General features: G+C 63.0%; 21 protein-coding genes. 11 read left to right on the plus strand and 10 right to left on the minus strand.

Features of this window, described 5'->3' with window-relative positions; all coding sequences use genetic code 11:
- Positions 1–2 precede the first annotated feature (2 nt).
- The 5 genes from GH664_RS17120 (at position 3) to GH664_RS17140 (ending at position 4,317) form a co-directional block, all read left to right on the plus strand.
- The gene (locus GH664_RS17120) at positions 3–1,292 is read left to right on the plus strand and encodes a serine/threonine-protein kinase (protein ID WP_153169282.1); all 1,290 of its coding nucleotides are present in this window, start codon (positions 3–5) and stop codon (positions 1,290–1,292) included.
- A 233-nt stretch (positions 1,293–1,525) separates the two neighbouring features.
- Positions 1,526–2,056 carry a hypothetical protein gene (locus GH664_RS17125; protein ID WP_153169283.1) on the plus strand — a complete coding sequence of 177 codons (531 nt, stop codon included), beginning with the start codon at positions 1,526–1,528 and terminating at the stop codon, positions 2,054–2,056.
- Positions 2,046–2,348 carry a hypothetical protein gene (locus tag GH664_RS17130; protein WP_153169284.1) on the plus strand — a complete coding sequence of 101 codons (303 nt, stop codon included), beginning with the start codon at positions 2,046–2,048 and terminating at the stop codon, positions 2,346–2,348. Before GH664_RS17125 ends, GH664_RS17130 begins: the two co-directional genes overlap by 11 nt.
- Positions 2,345–3,214 (plus strand): HprK-related kinase A, encoded by an 870-nt coding sequence (locus GH664_RS17135; protein ID WP_153169285.1) that lies wholly within the window; start codon positions 2,345–2,347, stop codon positions 3,212–3,214. Before GH664_RS17130 ends, GH664_RS17135 begins: the two co-directional genes overlap by 4 nt.
- Positions 3,211–4,317: a nucleotidyltransferase family protein gene (locus GH664_RS17140; RefSeq protein WP_153169286.1), complete on the plus strand. Its 1,107-nt coding sequence runs from the start codon at positions 3,211–3,213 to the stop codon at positions 4,315–4,317. The genes GH664_RS17135 and GH664_RS17140 overlap by 4 nt, the downstream gene beginning before the upstream one ends.
- 34 nt (positions 4,318–4,351) lie before the next feature.
- On the opposite strand, the gene grxD is transcribed toward GH664_RS17140, so the two are convergent.
- From grxD to GH664_RS17190, 10 genes are all read right to left on the minus strand, one after another.
- Positions 4,352–4,672 (minus strand): Grx4 family monothiol glutaredoxin, encoded by a 321-nt coding sequence (gene grxD / locus GH664_RS17145; RefSeq protein WP_153169287.1) that lies wholly within the window; start codon positions 4,670–4,672, stop codon positions 4,352–4,354.
- A gap of 93 nt (positions 4,673–4,765) precedes the next feature.
- On the minus strand, positions 4,766–5,632 hold the full coding sequence (gene prmC / locus GH664_RS17150; protein WP_228111587.1) for a peptide chain release factor N(5)-glutamine methyltransferase: 867 nt from the start codon (positions 5,630–5,632) through the stop codon (positions 4,766–4,768).
- Positions 5,629–6,708 carry a peptide chain release factor 1 gene (prfA, locus tag GH664_RS17155; RefSeq protein ID WP_153169288.1) on the minus strand — a complete coding sequence of 360 codons (1,080 nt, stop codon included), beginning with the start codon at positions 6,706–6,708 and terminating at the stop codon, positions 5,629–5,631. Before prfA ends, prmC begins: the two co-directional genes overlap by 4 nt.
- 74 nt (positions 6,709–6,782) lie before the next feature.
- Entirely contained in the window at positions 6,783–8,036 is a 1,254-nt protein-coding gene (gene hemA / locus GH664_RS17160; protein WP_153169289.1) for a glutamyl-tRNA reductase, read from the minus strand.
- A 276-nt stretch (positions 8,037–8,312) separates the two neighbouring features.
- Positions 8,313–8,786: a hypothetical protein gene (locus tag GH664_RS17165; protein WP_153169290.1), complete on the minus strand. Its 474-nt coding sequence runs from the start codon at positions 8,784–8,786 to the stop codon at positions 8,313–8,315.
- A gap of 247 nt (positions 8,787–9,033) precedes the next feature.
- Positions 9,034–9,162: a hypothetical protein gene (locus GH664_RS17170; protein ID WP_255424949.1), complete on the minus strand. Its 129-nt coding sequence runs from the start codon at positions 9,160–9,162 to the stop codon at positions 9,034–9,036.
- Positions 9,163–9,278: 116 nt separating this feature from the next.
- Positions 9,279–9,482, minus strand: a complete 204-nt coding sequence (locus GH664_RS17175; protein WP_228111588.1) for a hypothetical protein — start codon at positions 9,480–9,482, stop codon at positions 9,279–9,281.
- 20 nt (positions 9,483–9,502) lie between these two features.
- On the minus strand, positions 9,503–9,751 hold the full coding sequence (locus tag GH664_RS17180) for a hypothetical protein (protein WP_020200504.1): 249 nt from the start codon (positions 9,749–9,751) through the stop codon (positions 9,503–9,505).
- Positions 9,752–9,767: 16 nt separating this feature from the next.
- Positions 9,768–10,976, minus strand: a complete 1,209-nt coding sequence (locus GH664_RS17185) for an XRE family transcriptional regulator (RefSeq protein ID WP_153169291.1) — start codon at positions 10,974–10,976, stop codon at positions 9,768–9,770.
- Positions 10,973–11,629 (minus strand): alpha/beta hydrolase, encoded by a 657-nt coding sequence (locus GH664_RS17190; protein ID WP_153169292.1) that lies wholly within the window; start codon positions 11,627–11,629, stop codon positions 10,973–10,975. Before GH664_RS17190 ends, GH664_RS17185 begins: the two co-directional genes overlap by 4 nt.
- A 225-nt stretch (positions 11,630–11,854) precedes the next feature.
- On the opposite strand from GH664_RS17190, the gene GH664_RS17195 reads away from it, so the two are divergent.
- The 6 genes from GH664_RS17195 (at position 11,855) to GH664_RS17220 (ending at position 17,367) form a co-directional block, all read left to right on the plus strand.
- Positions 11,855–12,460 (plus strand): type IV toxin-antitoxin system AbiEi family antitoxin domain-containing protein, encoded by a 606-nt coding sequence (locus GH664_RS17195; protein ID WP_062794306.1) that lies wholly within the window; start codon positions 11,855–11,857, stop codon positions 12,458–12,460.
- Entirely contained in the window at positions 12,457–13,320 is an 864-nt protein-coding gene (locus GH664_RS17200) for a nucleotidyl transferase AbiEii/AbiGii toxin family protein (RefSeq protein ID WP_153169293.1), read from the plus strand. The genes GH664_RS17195 and GH664_RS17200 overlap by 4 nt, the downstream gene beginning before the upstream one ends.
- 82 nt (positions 13,321–13,402) lie before the next feature.
- Positions 13,403–13,870, plus strand: a complete 468-nt coding sequence (locus tag GH664_RS17205; protein WP_153169294.1) for a hypothetical protein — start codon at positions 13,403–13,405, stop codon at positions 13,868–13,870.
- Positions 13,871–13,952: 82 nt separating this feature from the next.
- Entirely contained in the window at positions 13,953–15,584 is a 1,632-nt protein-coding gene (locus tag GH664_RS17210; RefSeq protein WP_228111589.1) for a recombinase family protein, read from the plus strand.
- Positions 15,581–16,492: a ParB/RepB/Spo0J family partition protein gene (locus tag GH664_RS17215; protein ID WP_150427978.1), complete on the plus strand. Its 912-nt coding sequence runs from the start codon at positions 15,581–15,583 to the stop codon at positions 16,490–16,492. Before GH664_RS17210 ends, GH664_RS17215 begins: the two co-directional genes overlap by 4 nt.
- Positions 16,489–17,367, plus strand: coding sequence for a plasmid partitioning protein RepB C-terminal domain-containing protein (locus tag GH664_RS17220; RefSeq protein WP_153169295.1), 879 nt, complete (start codon positions 16,489–16,491; stop codon positions 17,365–17,367). The genes GH664_RS17215 and GH664_RS17220 overlap by 4 nt, the downstream gene beginning before the upstream one ends.
- Positions 17,368–17,372 lie beyond the last annotated feature (5 nt).

The raw sequence follows: 17,372 nt of genomic DNA on the forward strand, positions 1-17,372 counted from the left end.
CGATGGCCCTGCCGGCGCGCCTCGGCAAGTACGAGATTCGCCGGCTGATCGGTGAAGGGGCGACCAGCGCCGTTTACCTGGCCTGGGACCCCTTCAACCAGCGCGAAGTCGCGATCAAGCAGCTCCACCCCGAAGCCCTGCGCAACTGTGAAAGCGGGCGCCTCTACCGCCACCTGCTGCAAAACGAGGCCGCCTTCGCCGGCAAGCTGGTTCATCCGCACATCGTGCAGATCCACGACGCGGTAGTGAGCGAGGACATGGCCTGCATCGTCATGGACTACGTTGCGGGCGGCACGCTGGCGGATCTGACCCGGCCCGACCGGCTTCCCGCCTTCGACCGGCTGATCGAGATCATCTTCAAATGCACGCGGGCGCTGGACTACGCCTTCCACCAGGGCGTCACCCACCGCGACATCAAGCCGGCCAACATCCTGCTCGCCACGCCGGACGGCACCGACATCCGCATCACCGACTTCGGCGCCGCGCTGCACACCGCCAGCGACACCACCCAGGTCGCGGGCGTCGGCTCGCCGGCCTACATGTCGCCGCAGCAGGTGCGCGAGATGCCGCTCGACCATCGCACCGACATCTATTCGCTCGGCGTGGTGATGTTCCAGTTGCTGACCGGTCGCCTGCCGTTCGAGTCGGACAACAACTACGCCCTGCTCTACCGCATCGCCAACGAGCCGGCGCCATTGCCCTCCGCGCTGCGCCCGGAAGTACCCGAACCGCTCGACGCCATCGTGCGGCGCGCGATGGAAAAGGATCTGGACCGCCGCTACCAGAACTGGGCCGAGTTCTCTCACGACCTCGCGCTGGCGTTCCGCAACCGCAGCATCCACGCCGACCGCGAGCGCGTGCCCGACACGGAGAAATTCGAGACCCTGCGCGGCATGCCCTTCTTCCGCGACTTCACCGACGCGGAACTGTGGGAAGTGGTCGCCCTTTCGCACTGGAGCCGGGCGCAGCCGGGCACTGTGCTGATGAAGGAAGGCGAGGCCGGCAACCACGTATGCTTCCTCGCCAGCGGCGAGGCGCGCGTCAGGAAGCGCGGCCGCCTGCTGAACGTGCTGACCGCCGGCGAGTGTTTCGGCGAAGTCGCGCTGTTCTCGGCCGCGAGCGGCGTGCGCTCGGCCTCGGTGGAAGCGGAAACCGACGTCTCCATCATCACCATCCGCGCGCGCGCCCTGCAGCGCGCCTCCAATACCTGCCGCATGCACTTCTACAAGGCCTTTCTGGAAGTGCTGGCGACGCGGCTGTCGCTGGCGAGCGCGCGGATCGCGAACATCTGATTGCCGACCGGTCCTCCGAACCGGGACGAGAGCGGGCCAAAGCTGTCGGGAATTTTGACACACGCTGCGCAGACTGCTCCCGCACGGCGCTTCCGCTCCTTTGAAATCATTGACTTGCAGAGCAAGGTTGCACCAGGCGTGAAATTTGCATCACCTCCCGACAGGAAAAGGGCCCGAACCCGGGCCCATCGATATAATCAGGGGAAAGGACTCAGCACTCCCCGGGGAACATCATGGATCAGGGCCAATCGACGAATTCGACCGAGCAGCGACGCAAGCTGCTGAAGGGAGCCTTGGGGGCCTCCACGGTAATGGGCATGGGATACAGCAGCGCTGCCCTGGCCTCATTCCAGTGCATCACAAGCACAACCCCCTACGTCGGCGTCGGTTTCAAGAAATCGATCAACACCACCTCCAACTGGGCATGGTTGAAGTTGCAGGTGTATGACACGAACAAGACGAATATCCGTGCTGTAAAGATCCCCGTTGATGCCAATCCGGCGAGCATCAATACGGCGACTTATCAGTACGATAACTCGCTGACCAATCCCCTTCTCACGACAATTCAGAACGGGACTAACCTGAGACTGCCCATTTCAAATACGTTCGCGTATGTGATCATCTATTTCAAGATTGACGGCTCCATCGCCGGTTTTTTCCCAACTTATACGCCGGTAACGGGCTCGGACTATCCTGCGCAAGGGTCTTGCCTCACTTCACTAAACCCAAATTTGGTTACGACCAATATTTTGTATGGCGGTTGAGCAGAAGGGTCTGCCCATATCAAACCTCACTCCGCATCAATGGCTGCAACAATTCTGCCCGGCGCTCGACGGGCAGTTTCTTTTTCTGGATCCGCTCTCGTGGCAGACCTTCCAGTTGTCGGAAGGCGCCGTGACAGTGTTGCACGAAGCCGCGAGTGCCATCGAGCAAGGCCGTTTCAGCGCCTTTCTGGCGGAAGTGGACGAAGCCGGCGGCTGGCCGCCGGAACTGGAGCCCCTTGCGCGCTCGCTGAACTCGCTGGCCACGCCCGACGAAGTCCTGCTTGGTGAATGACTGAAATCGCATACCGGCTGCTGGACGTCGGTGCGGCCAGACTGGCCGTGGCGTCGCCGATCGAAGGCTTTCATGCCCACCTCGATCGGATCTATCCCCACCACGAACCGATCGCCGATCCGGCTTTCGCCGATGTCCGCGTCGCGCTGCTGCCCAGATCGAGATGGCGCGTGCGCGGTCGCCAGGTCGTGCTGTGGGCCGATGGCCAGCGTCCGTTCGAGCCCTACCCGTACGACTGCGCGCTGCCGCTGTTCGAATGGGGCAGCAACTACCTGCTTTCCCAGCGCCTGAACGCCTACCTGCTGCTGCACGCCGGCGTGGTCGCGCGCGGCGATCGCGCGCTGATCCTGCCGGCCGCACCGGGCTCGGGCAAGACCACGCTGACCTGCGCGCTGCATCTGGCAGGCTGGCGCTTCCTGTCGGATGAGTTCGGCGTCATCGACATGGACAGCGGGGAACTGTTGCCCATGGTGCGACCGGCGCCGCTCAAGAATCGCTCGATCGACGTCATCGGAACGCGTCCGGGCGCCGTGCTCGGGCCGCTGTTCCCGAAGACGCGCAAGGGCGACGTGTCGCACTTCGTGCCGGACCGCGACAGCTTCCTCGCCCGCCACCGCCGCGCGACACCCGCCCTGGTGGTGTTCCCGCGCTTCCAGGCCGGCGCGGCGCTGCAATGCACGCCTGTGCATCGCGCGCAGGCGGTGATGCGGATCGGCCTCAACAGTTTCAACTACCAGGCCCTGGGCCCGCTCGGCTTCCAGGCCGCGGTCGCGCTAGCGCGGCGTACGGCCGCCTTCGAGCTGGTCTATGGCGATCTCGACGACGCAATCGCCCACATCGAAACGCTGTTCGGGGAAGTCTCTTGAGCGGCAACGCCCTGTCCGACATCGAACTGCTGATGCGAGGCGTGCGCGAGCCGCTCGACATCGGCGAAGCGCGCTGGGAGCGCCTGCTGCGCATCGCCCGCGCCAGCGGCCTGCATGCACGGCTGGCCGCCGCGAACCTCGCCAAGGCGACTACGACCGACGTCGTGCGCCGCCATCTGCTGTCGTCGGCGCGCATTGCCGCCTATCGCGCGCAGATGGTGCGTGCCGAGCTGTTCCATCTCACCCCGCTCGTCACTGACGACTTCCCGGTGATCGTGCTCAAGGGCGGCGCCTATATCCTGCAAGGGCGCGCACTGGCAGAAGGGCGTTTCGTGTCCGACGTCGACCTGCTGGTGCCGAACGAGCACCTGCGCCCGATGGAAAGCCGCCTGCGAGCGGCAGGCTGGCAACCCGAAAAGCTGGACCCGTACGATGAGCGCTACTACCGCGACTGGAGCCACGAGACGCCGCCGATGCGCTTCCCCGGCCACAGCCTGGAGGTGGATCTGCACCACGCGATCACGCCGGTCACCGGCTCGCTGGCCTTCGATCCGGCCAGCCTGTTCGAACGCAGCGAGGCGATCCCCGGCACGCCTTTCCGCGTGCTTTGCGCCGAAGACCAGGTGCTGCACGCCTGCCTGCACTGCTTTCACGACGGTGAGCTGGACCTGCGGGTGCGCGAGGTGGTCGACATCGACGGGCTGTTGCGGACTTTCGCCGCGCACAAAGGCTTCTGGGACCGGCTGGAGGCGCGAGCCGCGGAACTGGGGCTGCAGCGGCCGCTATGGTATGGACTGCATTTCGCGCGGAACTGGCTCGATTGCCCGGTTCCGTCGGCAGTGTCGGATGCGCTGCCGGCTCCGCATACCTTGAGCCGCGCGGCGATGGCCGCGCTCGTGCCGCTGGCGATGCTGCCGCCCGACCCGGATTTTCCGCCGCCGTTGCGCGTGCGCGTGGCGCGCACGCTGATGCGGACCCGCTATCACCTGCTGCGCATGCCGCTGCATCTGCTGCTGCCGCACCTGGCACGCAAGACCCTGCGGCGCCTCAAGGCGCGGCTCGACCACAGGACGGAAGCGCCGTCGGAAGACGGCGCCCCCTGAAGCTCGGGCGGGCACCCGAGCCGTCGCGAACCGCTTAGACGACCCCGGCGTCCTGCAGCATCTGCTGCAGCTCGCCGTTCTGGTACATCTCACGCATGATGTCGCTGCCGCCGACGAACTCGCCCTTGACGTAGAGCTGAGGGATGGTCGGCCAGTTGGAATATTCCTTGATGCCCTGGCGGATCTCGTCGTCGGCGAGCACATTGACGGCGAGCACGTCCGGCACGCCGCAGGCCTTCAGGATCTGCACGGCGGCGGACGAAAAACCGCACTGCGGAAACTGCGGCGTGCCCTTCATGTAGAGGACCACGTCGTTGCTGGTGACCTGATCGCGGATGACGTCCTGGATGCTCATTTGATGCCTCTGAAAAGCTGAGTGAATTAGTCGGGTAATTCTAGGGAGCGCGATCGACGGCGTCAATAGCGCGCGCCCGGCCCGCCACCGATCTCACGCGCGCCCCAGCCAGCGCCCGCCCGACACCCGCTCGATGCCGGCAAGGTCCTTCCACGACGTGATCGAAGCGAAGCCGGCATCGGCCAGCAGGCCGCGCACCGCGAAGGCCTGGTCGTAGCCGTGCTCGCACAACAGCCAGCCGCCTGCCTCCAGATACCGCGCCGCACCGGCGACGATCTCCGCCAGGTCGTCGAGCCCGGCCGGACCGGCGGCCAGCGCGGCATGCGGCTCGAAGCGCAGGTCGCCCTCCTCCAGATGCGGGTCGGCGGAAGCGATGTAGGGCGGGTTGGACACAATGAGCTCGAAGCGCTCCTCCCCCAGCGCGGAAAACCAGTCGCTCTGCACGAAGGACACGCTGGCGCCGAGGCGCGCGGCATTGGCCATCGCCACCCACAGCGTCTCGCGCGAACGGTCGAGCGCGGTGACGTCGGCCTCGCCCAGCTCCAGCGCCAGCGTGACCGCCAGCGCTCCGCTGCCGGTGCCCATGTCGAGCACGCGCACCTGGCGCCGGCCACTCACGTGGGCGAGCGCGAGCTCGACCAGCAGCTCGGTATCGGGGCGCGGGATCAGCACCGCCGGCGTGACCATGAAGTTGCGCCCGTAGAACTCGCGCTCGCCGGTGAGATAGGCCACCGGCTCACCCGCCGCACGACGCTCGACCAGTTCGCGGAACCGGGCCCAGTCCTCGGCATCGAGGATCTGCTCGGGCCAGGCCGCCAGGCGCGAGGCCGGGCACTGCAGCACATGGCGCAGCAGCACCCGCGCATCCATGACGTCGACGCACTCGCGCGCCCACCTCAGGGCATGCGCGATGTCCGGCAGATCGTCGGGCAGGCCGTTGCGCATCGTCGGCTGGTTCATTCTTCGGCCAGGGCAGCGAGCTGATCGGCCTGGTGCTCCAGCGTGAGCGCGGCGATGAGCTCGTCGAGCTCGCCCGCCATCACCGCATCGAGCTTGTACAAGGTCAGGTTGATGCGGTGATCGGTGACGCGCCCCTGCGGGAAATTGTAGGTGCGGATGCGCTCGGAGCGGTCGCCGCTGCCGACCAGGCTCTTGCGCGTCGCGGCCTCGGCGCTCTGCTGCGCGCGCACCTTGGCATCGTGGATGCGCGCCGCCAGCACCGACATCGCCTGCGCCTTGTTGCGGTGCTGCGAGCGGTCGTCCTGGCACTCGACGACGATGCCGGTGGGGATGTGGGTGATGCGCACCGCCGAATCGGTCTTGTTGATGTGCTGACCGCCGGCGCCCGAGGCGCGGAAAGTGTCGATGCGCAGGTCGGCCGGATTGATATCCACCATCGCGACTTCATCCGCCTCGGGCAGCACCGCCACGGTGCACGCCGAGGTATGGATGCGCCCCTGGGTCTCGGTGACCGGCACGCGCTGCACGCGGTGTCCGCCGGACTCGAACTTCAGCCTGGAATACGCGCCGGCGCCAACGACGCGCGCGATCACTTCCTTGTAGCCGCCGAGGTCGGATTCGCTGGCCGACACGATCTCCAGCTTCCAGCGCTGGCGCTCGGCGTAGCGCGCGTACATGCGCAGCAGGTCGGCGGCGAACAGCGCTGCCTCGTCGCCGCCGGTGCCTGCGCGGATCTCCAGGAAAAGATTGCGCTCGTCGTTGGGGTCGCGCGGCAGCAGCGCGCGCTGAAGTTCACCGTCGAGCTCGACGATGCGCGCCTCTCCGGCCTGCAGCTCGGCCTCGCCGAGCTCGCGCATGTCGGGGTCGTCGAGCAGCTCGCGCGCGGTGTCGCAATCCGCCTCGGCCTGGCGGTAGGCGCGATAGAGCAGCACCACCGGCTCGATCTCCGCGCGCTCGCGCGACAGCTCGCGGAAGGCGTTCATGTCCTGCGCCGCCGTCTCCGCGGCGAGCGCGCGGTCAAGCTCTTCCAGGCGGCTGGCGAGGTGTTCGAGTTTGTCTCGGATGCTTTGCTTCATCGTTTCGGGATCTGGGTCGGGGTCGCGACGCGGCTACCACGCCCGCGGCGAAAGGCGATTCGAAGCCTGCGCGGCTAGCCGTTGCGCGGCAGATTGAACAACTGCTGCACCAAGCGTCCAGCCTCCGCCTGCGCCTCGCCCTCGGCATGGTTCAGAAAGCGCGAGGGTCCATGCATCAGCTTGTTCATGAGGCCATGGGACAGCGCCTCAAGCACCCGCTGCGGGTCCTCGCCCTTGGCGAGCAGGCGCAGCGCGCGCTCCATTTCGTGCTGGCGCAAGGCCTCGGCGTGCTCGCGCAGCGCGCGGATCGTCGGCACCGCATCGCGCGCCTCCATCCAGTGCAGGAAGCCATCGACACGGGTGTCGATGATCTGCTCGGCCTCCACCACCGCCTGCTGGCGCGATTCCATGCCGGCGTCGACCACTTGCGCGAGGTCGTCCACCGTGTACAGGAACACGTCATCGAGTTCACCGATCTCGGGCTCGATGTCTCGCGGCACGGCGAGATCCACCATCACCATCGGGCGGTGGCGGCGCGCCTTCACTGCGCGCTCGGCCATGCCCAGGCCGACGATGGGCAGGGGCGCGGCGGTACAGGACACCACCACGTCGAAGCGCGGCAGCATGTCGCCGATCTGGTCGATGCGCATGGTGCCGGCACCGAAGCGCGACGCCAGCAAGGCAGCGCGCTCGGCGGTCCGGTTGGCCACCATCATCGACTTCGGTCTGGCCCCGGCGAAGTGCGCCGCACAGAGTTCGATCATCTCGCCGGCGCCGATGAACAGCACGTGCTGGTCGGAGACCCGTTCGAAGATGCGTTCGGTCAGGTGCACCGCGGCCGCAGCCATCGACACCGTATTGGCGCCGATCGCGGTGGTCGAGCGCACCTCCTTCGCCACCGCGAAGGTGTTCTGGAACAGCTTGTGCAGCAAAGTACCGACCGTGCCCGCCTCTTCCGCGCGGCGCGCGGCTTCCTTCACCTGGCCGAGTATCTGCGGCTCGCCCAGCACCATCGAATCCAGCCCGCTGGCAACGCGGAACACATGGCGGATCGCATCGCGCTGCGGGTAGGCGTACAGGTAGGGCGACATGTCGTTCAGCGACAGGTCATGGAAGCGCGCCAGCCAGTCGGCGGCGTACTGCGGGTGTTCCGCGGCGAAGTAGAGCTCGGTGCGGTTGCAGGTGGAGAGGATGGCGGCCTCGCGGACCGAATCCGCACGCGCGAGATCGTGCAAGGCCTGTCCCATGTGCTCGGGCTGAAACGCCACCCGCTCGCGGATCGCAAGCGGTGCGGTGTGGTGGTTCAGGCCAAGGGCGTAGAGCTGCATGCGTAACAGGGGACGACCAATCGGGAGCGCATTATAGCACCCCGCAAGCCGCACAAAAATTGAGCAAAATCAGCCACTTCGTCGTCGCCGGGCGCGAAGGGCGAGCGGAACGGGGCGACGCCGGCGCACCCTCCTGTGCCCGGACCACCCTGCTGGAGACATGGCGACAGCCCCGAAATTCACCCGCGCGCGGCAAAAACCCACATGTTTTGAACGACTTCGGGAGGGCATTGCACGACCGGCCATATGCTGCCGATGCCCCTCGGGGAGATGGGCTCAGATCACCTTCTTGAACAGCGAGGCGGTCTCCAGCGTCTCGATCGACTTGTAGAACAGCTCGCCGAAAATGCGATCGACCATCGTGTACTTGCCATCGCGCAGGTGCACGGCGTAACAGACGTTGCCCGCCGGGTCGTCGAAGTTCTTGATGCCGAACTCGGCCAGATCCATGTCGAGCACGTACTCGCAGTCCTTCCCGACGTCCGGCGAAACGTCGAAATAGATCTTCGCGGTCGCATCCACGTTCCACCAGTGCTGCAGGATTTCCGTCTTCCTCAGCATCCTGTCGTAGGGCTTCACCAGCCAGCCGCTGACGATCCTGATGTTGCGCTCGCGATCGATGCGCCCATGGGCGTTCATGTAGCCACTGTCTGCAGTGCCTCCACCGATCTGCTTCACGCTGACCGCCTTCACCTCGAAGCGGGCGAACTTCTGCCTGGCGTCGATGAAATCCCGCGTCGCTTTGTACATGGCCAGGCAACCTGCATTCGTGGTGGGACGGCACAGCCGCGTAAAAGCGCGCTGTGTGAACGCAAAAACGCCGATCAATACGATCGGCGTTTTTGCTTTTTTTTGGTGGTGTAGTCCCCTACTAGAAAGAACCTTCCTGCCTCACCGGCGAGGACACCGTAGGCGAGATTATATACGATGCGGAGGTCCGGGTGAACTTTGGCTGTCTCCGCGCATTTCCGACCTTCGATAGCTTGCGCTGCCACGGTCAGCGCCCGAGGTTCTTGACCTTCAGATGGCGGCATGAATAGCGCTGCTGCCCCCAGGACACGGCAAAGGTTTCGGAAACCTCGTACCAGTTGCCGCCTGGATGACCACCGCCGTGGTTCTCCCCCATGCAGGAGCATTCGCAGTGAAAGCCCTCAGCGTTCCAGCATGCCGGAGCGCATTTCTGGTGCTCCCGGTACAACTGGATCACGTAGACCTCTTGGTGTCGCCTCAGCGCAAGTTTGATCACGCCGTCGGAATTTCCCAGGCCTTGAACTGCGCACACCAATCGGGCTTCAAGCGTCGGCCATCCCGCAGCCACTCCATGTTCCCTTCGGCAAACGGAATGCGCGCCAAGACCGGGAGTGGCTTATTGCGCTTGAAGATGACCGGGATTTTTCCCTGCCGCCAGAGATCCTTCAGTTGCGAGTCGCTCAGATCCTGTGACATGAGGGACTCGAATCCCTGGCTCAGCGCTGCTTGTTGGCTTGAGACAGGACCGAGGCCGCCAGTTCTTTCGTCTCTTTGGCGTATCGGTCGCTGGCCAAAACGCGTGCGGCCTTGTCCTCCATCTGGGCACCAGTCTGTTTGTCGCCGCTGCGCTGAGACAGTGCCGAGGCGGCCAGACTCTTGGCCACTTGCGACGAACTGCTGCTTTGCAGCGTTTCCGACGCCAGCCGACCAATTCGTGAGGACGTCTGCTTTGTGTTCTTGGACATCGCTGCTCCTTTCACATCAGGATTTGGAGACGGGCCGGAATGGCACCACCTTATTGCCTTGGGCTGGTTGGTCATCAACCTGCTTCTGGGTTGCTTTCAGTCGCGCAAACTCCACGACATTGGTTTTGCCCTGGAAGTAGCCTTCAGGTAATCCGGCGAGTGCTTCCACGTCGCCCGCAGCCAGTCCGATGTGTCTCGGGATAGCGTCCAAAGGCATGACCTTCTCTTCGACCAACAGATCAATGGTGCGACGAAGCAGACGTGGCTGCTCTGGGCGACGATCCTCGTCTCCGGGCTCCGATTTCGCACCCCACCGAGCAGAGCGACGCTTGAAAAGCATCAGAGCACCATCTTCATCCAGCATCTCAAGTGCTTTGAGCCGCATGATGATCGCCGCTGCCGACACGCCCCAACGGCGCTTCAACAGCAACAAGTCATCCAGAGTCGGTGGCACACGAACTTCGCTGGCGAACGTTTCGGCGGGCAGCAAAAATGCGCCTGCGAAGCGGTGCGCCTGCTGCTCCATCAGTTTGTGGCGTGCGCTGTCAGTCGTGCGCTGAATGTGACGATGCAGAACAAGATGCCCGATTTCGTGGGCAAGGTCGAAGCGACTGCGGTAACCATTGTCCTTGTCGGCGGACAGGAGAATCAACGGTCGGCCCAATACCTCGCTCCAAGCCGACAGTCCTTCAATCTGGGCAACGCCGGTTTCTTCCCGAACGAGGATGACCCCAGCGCCTTCCACGGCCAGTGCCAAGTCTTGAATCGCCGAGCGGCCCAAACGCCACAGATCCCGGCATTCGCAGGCAGCCTTCTCGATGTCCTCGTTAGTGATCTGCTCCGGCTCGGTGTAATCACGAGAGGGCAAATTGACATCGGGGTAGTCAACGTACTCCATCAGGGCAGCCGCCACGTCCTGGGCCCACTCAAGGCGGGCCTCCAGCATGGCTCGTGCAGCGACGTGCGCTGACGCGTTGCTGCGAAAAAGCGGCAACGACAACTTCGCCCCGGGCGCACGCGTAAACCATTCCGGCGTGACGTTGACCACGCCAGCAAGGCGTTCAAGCGCGTCACGCTCGGGGGCTTGCGTTCCTGCGCGCCACTTACTGACGGTCGCCGGAGACACGTCGACCATTGAGGCCAGCTGGACTTGAGTCAGACGACGGGCCGCAAGAATTTGGCTAAGTCGATCTTTCTGAAATCCTTGTACACCACCCCTACTCATGATCCTGTTCCGTCTTTGTCTTGTTGTTTGCCAATGTTCTTCTTCAGCTTCGGCACAGCCAAATCGTCCTGGCCTGCTGTCGGCTGCTGGTCGTAGTGCTTGATGAATGCGTCAATGGGTTCCCGGAAAAGCCAGCCTTGCATGTGGCGATCTGGAACCGCGATTTCGATGGAGACGGGTGTGTCCGGCTGGCTGTGCAGCGATCCTGCAAAGCAGGCCACGACGAACACAACCGCTTGGGATGGCTCCACGTAGCCTGAAAAGAGTCCGGGTTGAACCAGCGGCTCGATGGCTGCGTTCGCCAGGGACATCTGTTTTCGGGTTTCGCTACGCCGCCCGCTGTTCCAGACCCCATACTTGGTGTTGAACCGTGCCAAGGTGAATATCCCAGACCGGCCTGTGACGATCTGATTGCCGCGTAGCGGTGAGGGAGATGCGTCTGCAACGGCGAGAGCGCGATGGAAGGACTCGTTCATATGGAAGTGGCGCAACTGCCCCACCACGCTGGGCAAGTGCCCGTCATCCATCCCTCGCGCCGCAGCATAGGCACGTTGAGCGCCGACCAGCTTGGCTTCTTCGAGGCCCATGACAAGCTCACGCGGGATATTCCTCACAAGCAGGTCATGGATCGTTTCTTGGTTCGGCTGGGCCATTGGCAACTCCGTCATCGTATTTCGTTCAAGCGGATTCTATCATCAAATAATTTCGCTTAAAAGGTTTTCGTGTAGGGGATGCTGCGATTGAAGCGGCCACACCCCCGATTTGTAGCGCGCCCAGCGGATCGTTTGCCAACAGCGATAACGGGAGAACGTGGGCTAAATGTTTCGTTTTGTCTTCCAGAAGTTGCATTCGACGAAATAACGGAACATACTCCACCCATGCTCTCCAGTACCCACAATCAACGCGTCCTCGATCTGGCCAGCCAGAAGGGGCTACTGCGCGCCAGCGATCTGGACGCCATCAGTGCGCCGCGGGTCGTTCTGACGCGCCTGACCGCTGCGGGTCTACTAGAGAAGGTGGGGCGTGGCCTGTACCGTCTGCCGGATGCACAGGTTTCGGAATTCGAGAGCCTTGGCACCATCGCCACCAAGGTACCTCAAGCGGTGTTCTGCCTGCTTACGGCGCTGCAGTTTCATGAGCTGACCACACAGCTGCCGCGTCAGATCTGGATCGCCATGCCTCGGGGCAGCCACCCGCCCCGGGTCGACTACCCGCCCGTCAAGATGGTGCAGTTCACGGGTGATGCCTACTCGGCAGGGATTGAGGAAGTCGAACGCGACGGTGTCAGGCTCCGGGTGTACGGCGTGGCCAAGACCGTGGCGGACTGCTTCAAGCACCGCAACAAGATCGGGCTGGATGTGGCGCTTGAGGCGCTGAAGGACGCCCGGGCGCGCAGCAAAGCCTCCGTCGACGACATCTGGCGTTTCGCCAAGATATGCCGCGTGGCCAATGTGATGCGACCCTATCTGGAGAGTGTCGGATGAGTGCGGCTACCCCAAATGTCGCGGCATCCGTCCGTGCGCGTCTGCTCAATGTCGCCAAGGCGCAAGGCGTCGATTTCAATCAGGTGCTGGTGCGCTTCGCCTTGGAGCGCATCCTCTACCGGCTGACCCAGTCGCCGCACGCGGACCGCTTTCTGCTCAAAGGTGCGCTGCTGTTCACGCTCTGGTACGACATGCCACACCGGGCCACACGCGATGCCGACCTCTTGGGTTTCGGTGCCAGTGATCTGGAGTCAGTGGCCCAAGTATTCCGGGACATCGCAGCTGTACCAGTCGACGACGGCATTGTGTTCGACCCAGCCTCCGTCACGGTCGAGGAGATCCGCAAGGAAGCTGGCTACGGTGGCGTTCGCGTGATGATTGCAGGCGACCTGGCCAGAGCACGCTGCAAGACCCAAATCGATGTCGGCTTCGGCGACGCCGTCACCCCTGCGCCTGTTGATTCGGTCTACCCAGTACTGCTGGAGGAAATGCCCGCGCCACGGCTGCGGGCCTACCCAACGTACACCGTCATCGCAGAAAAGCTCCACGCCATCGCGTTGCTGGGCATGACCAACAGCCGCTTGAAGGACTACTTCGATCTGTCTGTGCTGTTGGAACGAGAAACTCTGGACACTGATCTGCTGGCCCAGGCGATCAAGGCCACGTTCGAAAGACGGGGCATGGCGCTTCCTGATGCGCTGCCAGTCGGCCTGACGGACGAGTTTGCGCACGACGCTTCGCGCCAGGCGCTGTGGCTGGCATTTCTCAAGAAGAACGAACTTCCGCCAGAACCCTTGGCCGCCATCGTTGGCCGCTTGAGCGTGGCATTGGCACCCGCGTTGAACACCGTCGCTCGTTGAATATCCCTTCATAGGGCAGCCGCTTCGCGCCCTTCGCCACGGTCAGTGGCGGTCTCCATACGGACTTTGCATGGAGACCACGATGACTACTCGACTTTGCGCACACTGCGGCCACCCCTTCGAACCCCGCCCACAGGTTCCCGACCAAGCGTTCTGCTCCGCCCCTGAATGCCAGCGGGCTCGCAAGCGCGACTGGCAGCGGGCAAAACTCCAATCCGATCCTGACTACCGCATCAATCAGCAGGCGGCCCAACGCGCGTGGTCACAGCGCAATCACGACTATTGGCGCAATCACCGAGACGAACAACAGGCCAATGGCGATCAAGGGGAACAACCTACCGCCGCCCATCGGCAGGCAGTCATCGATCCTGTAAAGATGGACGTGTCAGCGCTGCCTTCCGGCATCTACCGGATCACAAGACGTCCGGAATTTCCCAATGGAACACCGGGCTCTTGGGTAGTTGAAATCACGCTGCTGTGCGAAACCTGTGAATGCAAGATGGATGCGTCAAGAGATGACTTGATCGACACCCGGGGAATACAGCCTTAACTTCAAGCCCAAATGGGCTCTCGATCATCCTGGATGGCAACAATTTCAACCATGTGCATTCCGGCCGCGCATTGCAGGCCACGTGTATGCCAATGAGGTGAAAGGCAGGCCCGAGAGCAAGTTCACACAACATAAAGTGATCGGGTCTATGCAGGCAGAAGAGTTCTCCATTCCGGGGGCGGATCAGCCACCGACATTTCGGGCCGCCGAGTACGTGCGGATGTCGACCGAGCACCAGCAGTATTCGACGGAAAACCAAGCCGACAAGATCCGCGAGTACGCGGCTCGGCGCAACATCGAAATCGTTCGCACCTATGCCGACGAGGGCAAGAGCGGCTTGCGCATCGATGGGCGGCGAGCGCTGCAGCAACTGATCAAGGACGTCGAGGCAGGCATCGCGGACTTCCAGATCATTCTCGTCTACGACGTCAGCCGCTGGGGCCGGTTTCAGGATGCCGATGAGAGCGCCTATTACGAATACATTTGCCGCCGCGCCGGAATCCAGGTCGCGTACTGCGCAGAGCAGTTCGAAAACGACGGCTCGCCTGTGTCGACCATCGTCAAGGGCGTCAAGCGTGCGATGGCTGGCGAATACAGCCGGGAGTTGTCGGCCAAGGTGTTTGCCGGGCAGTGCCGCCTGATCGAGTTGGGTTTCCGCCAGGGTGGCCCGGCTGGCTATGGGCTGCGACGTGTGCTGATCGATCAGTCCGGCACGCTCAAAGGTGAATTGGCTCGCGGCGAGCACAAGAGCCTGCAAACCGACCGTGTCATTCTTCAGCCGGGACCGGATGATGAGGTCGCCGTGGTCAACCAGATCTACCGCTGGTTTGTCACCGACAACCTGACGGAGCTGGACATTGCCGAACGGCTGAACGCACAAGGAACGCGCACTGACCTTGGGCGGGATTGGACGCGAGCAACCGTCCGCGAGGTACTGTCCAACGAGAAATACATCGGCAACAACATCTACAACAGGCGGTCTTTCAAGCTCAAGAAGCACCGGGTGGTTAACAGCCCCGACATGTGGATCAAGAAGGAAGGTGCGTTCGAGGGCATCGTGCCGCCGGAGCTCTTCTACACGGCGCAGGGCATCTTGCGCGCAAGGGCACATCGCTACAGCGACGAGGAGTTGATCGAGAAGCTGCGCAATCTGTACCAGCGCCACGGGTACCTCTCCGGCCTGATCATCGATGAGGCAGATGGCATGCCGTCTGCGGCGGCCTATGCACATCGATTCGGCAGTTTGGTTCGCGCCTACCAGGCGGTGGGCTTCACTCCGGATCGCGACTACCAGTATCTGGAGGTGAATCAGTTTCTGCGCAGACTGCATCCAGAGATCGTCAGCCAGACCGAACGCACGATTGCCGAGGTCGGCGGCAACGTCGAACGTGACCCGGCCACCGACCTTCTCACGGTGAATCGCGAGTTCACCGTTTCACTGGTGCTGGCGCGGTGCCAATTGCTCGACAACGGGCGACGGCGCTGGAAGGTGCGCTTCGACACCAGCCTCGCGCCCGACATCACGGTGGCCGTTCGGCTGGACGACAGCAACCAGGCTGCCCTGGACTACTACCTGCTGCCGCGACTGGACTTCGGTCAGGCACGCATCCATTTAGCCGACCACAACGGCATCGAGTTTGAGTGCTATCGCTTCGACAGTCTGGACTACCTCTACGGCATGGCGCGGCGCATCCGCATACGGAGGGCCGCATGAGTCAAGACAAAGAGCATCGGCATTCGGAGTTGCGGATGATTCCGCTCAACCGGATTGAGGTTCTCAACCCCCGCGAGCGCAACAGCCGGGTCTTCGAGCAGATCGTCGGCAACATCCAGAACATTGGCCTGAAAAAGCCAATCATCGTGACGCCGCGTCCAGGGAGCAATGGCGAGCACTATCTCCTCATCTGCGGCGAGGGGCGGTTCAAGGCCTTCAAGACGCTCGGGCATCAAGAGATCCCGGCAATGGTGATTAACGTCGATGACGAATCGGCCTTCATCATGAGCCTCACCGAGAACATCGCCCGGCGAAAGTTCAGCCCGTTGGAATTGCTGTCCGGCATCGAGCAGCTGCGGGATCAGGGCTACGACAAGAAGTCCATTGCCCAGAAAACAGGCCTGAGTCCGGAGTACGTGCAGGGCATCCTGCAGTTGCTGCAGAACGGTGAGCAACGACTGCTGATGGCCGTCGGCAGCGGGCGCATCCCCCTCAATGCGGCGATCACCATCGCAGGCGCGGGCAGCGACGAGAAAGCCATTCAAGCCGCATTGCAAGATGCCTACGAAACTGGAAAGCTGCGTGGCAGCCAGTTGATCCAAGCCCGTCGTGTGATCGAACGTCGCCGCACCCAAGGCAAGTCCATCGGCGGCAGGATGACCTCCCGCAAGACCAATGAGGATGTCACCACGTCCAGCCTGGTGAGGAACTACCAGCGCGAAGTCGAGCGACAAAAGCTGCTGGTCAGGAAAGCAGAGACCGCTCAACGCAACTTGCTGTTCATTGTCGGGGCCCTGCGCCAACTGCTGGCCGACGAGAATTTCACCACCCTGCTGCGCGCGGAGGGGCTGGACACACTGCCCCAGTATCTGGCGGAGCGGGTCTGGGCTCGAGGGAGCGGCGCATGAGCAAACTGCCCTTGGGCTTCGTTCCGGAGCCATTGGTTCTGTCCCTCTCTTCCGTCCTGCCCTCGCGTAAGACGCCAGAAGGCTTGCTTGCCTCACGGAAATTCAAGCAGATCACCGCATCTATTGAGGCGGTCGGGCTGATCGAACCCCTGTCGGTGGGAAAGCCCAACCGCGAGGGGCAGCACATCTTGCTGGACGGGCACACACGACTGGTCGCGCTGAAACAACTGGGCTTCGACAAGGCTCCCTGCCTGGTGGCCACGGATGACGAAAGCTACACCTACAACAACCGGATCAATCGCCTCTCCAGCATTCAGGAGCACCTCATGATCCGTCGCGCTGTCGAACGGGGCGTCACCCCGGAAAAGCTGGCGAAGGCCTTGGACGTGGACATCAGCCACATCATCAAGAAGCTAAACCTGCTGGAAGGGATCTGCCCGGAGGCCGCCGAGTTGCTGCGGGACCAGACGTTTTCGGCAAACCTTGGTGCGGTGCTGCGTAAGCTCAAGCCGACGCGTCAGGTTGAGTGCGTCGAACTGATGGTCAGCGCCAACAACATTACGGTCGCCTATGCCCAAGCCTTGGTTGCGGCGACACCCAGCAACTTGCTCGTCGGTGAGACCAAGCCCAAGAAGATGACCGGCGTCAGCGCCGACCAGATGGCCAAGATGGAGAGGGAGATGGGCAACCTCCAAGAGCAGTTCAAGCTCGCCGAGCAAACCTACGGTCAGGACATCCTCAACCTGGTGCTGGCCAAGGGCTATCTCGCCAAGCTCATGGCCAACGAAGCCATTCTGCGTCACTTGACGAGGAATCACCCTGACGTGCTGAACGAGTTTGACAGCATCGTTCGTATGGTGACGCTGGACAAGTGAATGGC

It is taken from the genome of Thauera sp. 2A1 (assembly GCF_009469595.2).
In the GTDB taxonomy this organism is placed as follows: Bacteria; Pseudomonadota; Gammaproteobacteria; order Burkholderiales; family Rhodocyclaceae; genus Thauera.

What these genes read in the sequence shown, in the direction of transcription:
- GH664_RS17120 (WP_153169282.1), top strand. Translation starts at nt 3, where the DNA reads ATGGCCCTGCCGGCGCGCCTCGGCAAGTACGAGATTCGCCGGCTGATC.
- GH664_RS17125 (WP_153169283.1), top strand. Translation starts at nt 1,526, where the DNA reads ATGGATCAGGGCCAATCGACGAATTCGACCGAGCAGCGACGCAAGCTG.
- GH664_RS17130 (WP_153169284.1), top strand. Translation starts at nt 2,046, where the DNA reads ATGGCGGTTGAGCAGAAGGGTCTGCCCATATCAAACCTCACTCCGCAT.
- GH664_RS17135 (WP_153169285.1), top strand. Translation starts at nt 2,345, where the DNA reads ATGACTGAAATCGCATACCGGCTGCTGGACGTCGGTGCGGCCAGACTG.
- grxD (WP_153169287.1), bottom strand. Translation starts at nt 4,672, where the DNA reads ATGAGCATCCAGGACGTCATCCGCGATCAGGTCACCAGCAACGACGTG.
- prmC (WP_228111587.1), bottom strand. Translation starts at nt 5,632, where the DNA reads ATGAACCAGCCGACGATGCGCAACGGCCTGCCCGACGATCTGCCGGAC.
- prfA (WP_153169288.1), bottom strand. Translation starts at nt 6,708, where the DNA reads ATGAAGCAAAGCATCCGAGACAAACTCGAACACCTCGCCAGCCGCCTG.
- hemA (WP_153169289.1), bottom strand. Translation starts at nt 8,036, where the DNA reads ATGCAGCTCTACGCCCTTGGCCTGAACCACCACACCGCACCGCTTGCG.
- GH664_RS17165 (WP_153169290.1), bottom strand. Translation starts at nt 8,786, where the DNA reads ATGTACAAAGCGACGCGGGATTTCATCGACGCCAGGCAGAAGTTCGCC.
- GH664_RS17170 (WP_255424949.1), bottom strand. Translation starts at nt 9,162, where the DNA reads ATGGGGGAGAACCACGGCGGTGGTCATCCAGGCGGCAACTGGTACGAG.
- GH664_RS17175 (WP_228111588.1), bottom strand. Translation starts at nt 9,482, where the DNA reads ATGTCACAGGATCTGAGCGACTCGCAACTGAAGGATCTCTGGCGGCAG.
- GH664_RS17180 (WP_020200504.1), bottom strand. Translation starts at nt 9,751, where the DNA reads ATGTCCAAGAACACAAAGCAGACGTCCTCACGAATTGGTCGGCTGGCG.
- GH664_RS17185 (WP_153169291.1), bottom strand. Translation starts at nt 10,976, where the DNA reads ATGAGTAGGGGTGGTGTACAAGGATTTCAGAAAGATCGACTTAGCCAA.
- GH664_RS17190 (WP_153169292.1), bottom strand. Translation starts at nt 11,629, where the DNA reads ATGGCCCAGCCGAACCAAGAAACGATCCATGACCTGCTTGTGAGGAAT.
- GH664_RS17195 (WP_062794306.1), top strand. Translation starts at nt 11,855, where the DNA reads ATGCTCTCCAGTACCCACAATCAACGCGTCCTCGATCTGGCCAGCCAG.
- GH664_RS17200 (WP_153169293.1), top strand. Translation starts at nt 12,457, where the DNA reads ATGAGTGCGGCTACCCCAAATGTCGCGGCATCCGTCCGTGCGCGTCTG.
- GH664_RS17205 (WP_153169294.1), top strand. Translation starts at nt 13,403, where the DNA reads ATGACTACTCGACTTTGCGCACACTGCGGCCACCCCTTCGAACCCCGC.
- GH664_RS17215 (WP_150427978.1), top strand. Translation starts at nt 15,581, where the DNA reads ATGAGTCAAGACAAAGAGCATCGGCATTCGGAGTTGCGGATGATTCCG.
- GH664_RS17220 (WP_153169295.1), top strand. Translation starts at nt 16,489, where the DNA reads ATGAGCAAACTGCCCTTGGGCTTCGTTCCGGAGCCATTGGTTCTGTCC.